Origin of the sequence: Paraburkholderia sp. A1RI_3L, from assembly GCF_048957895.1 — a bacterium.
Classification (GTDB): domain Bacteria; phylum Pseudomonadota; class Gammaproteobacteria; order Burkholderiales; family Burkholderiaceae; genus Paraburkholderia; species Paraburkholderia kururiensis.
The window spans coordinates 1-1,220 of sequence record NZ_JARCHA010000052.1 but is presented as its reverse complement, the minus strand read 5'-3'; the positions used below and the strand labels follow the sequence as shown (position 1 = coordinate 1,220).

The 1,220-nt window shown below is 70.6% G+C and carries 1 protein-coding gene; it reads left to right on the top strand.

Translation table 11 applies throughout. The annotated features are described in order from the left end of the window. Nucleotides 1-1,220 (top strand): galactosyl transferase GMA12/MNN10 domain protein (locus tag PXJ20_RS32810; RefSeq protein WP_421057500.1); only part of this gene is annotated, 1,220 nt, incomplete at both ends.

Sequence of the window (1,220 nt, the reverse complement as noted above, 5' to 3'; positions counted from 1 at the left end):
CCGACGGGCCCGACGGGCCCCAGCTGCAGGCCCTGTACCGTTACGAACGCCTGCTCGACGCCCTGCGCCGCCTGCCCGAAGGCGCCCTCGTGCTGCTGCTCTCGGAGAACGCCGCCATCGTCCATCCGGTACCCCTGCCGCGCCTCATGCAGGGCCGCGAATGCCTGCTGGTGGCCACCTCCGCCCCCACCGCACAGCCCAACGTCCAGTTCTGGCGCAACACCCCCGCCTCGCGCGCCACCGTCGCCACCCTGCTCGCGCGCTGCCGCCTGGGCGGCGACCTGCCCTTTGACGGCGAGTCCGCCCTGCTCGCCCCCCTGCCCGCCCTGCCCTGGCACCAGAGCGTCGACGGCCTCTGCGCGGTCATGGCCACCGGACCCAATGTCGATCCCCGCTGGAGCGTCGTGCCCACCTTCGCCGTCAGCCTCGACGCGGCCACCCATTCGCCGCCCGAGCTGGGCATCGTGCCGCGCTTCCGGGAGGTGCTCTTCTCCCACATCAACGACTGCCAGCTCCATGCACGCCAGCCCTTCGTCTTCCCGGACTCACCGCCCGTCCCCGCCGAAGACCGCAGCACCTTCAATCCCGGCCACCCCGTCGCCCTGGTCACCCTCTACACCCCGGGCATCGCCTGCTACGGCCACATCGCCGAGCTCAGCCTGCGCCGTTACTGCGCGCGCCACGGCTACACCCTCCACGTGTACCGCGACATCCCCCGCGAGACCGGCCTGCAGGCCACCGGCAACTGGTTCAAGCCATGGCTGCTGCACGGCTGGCTGGCCCACCATGAATGGGTCGTCTGGCTCGACGCCGACGTGCTCGTCGCCGATCCCGACCGCCCCCTCGCGCCCATGCTCGACGGCCGCGACTGCCTGCTCGCGCGCGACATCGGCCAGTGGCCCTTCAACTCCGGCATCATGGCCTTCCGACGCACCCCCGCCAACCTCGCCATGCTCGCCGCCCTGATGGAGCGCATCGCCGCCATGCCCGACCGCTCCAGCGTCTACGCCGGCAACGGCGACCAGTTCCACTTCATCTGCGCCATGCGCGAGCACCACCTGCTCGAGCACGCTCGCATCGAAAGCCCCCTGCTCATCAACACCCCCTGGTTCATGCGCGCAAACGACAGCTTCCTCGTCCATTACTTCGGCATGTGGACACACATGCGCGCACTCATGATGCACGCCGACAATGCCCGGCACGCGCCAGCAGCGCACGGC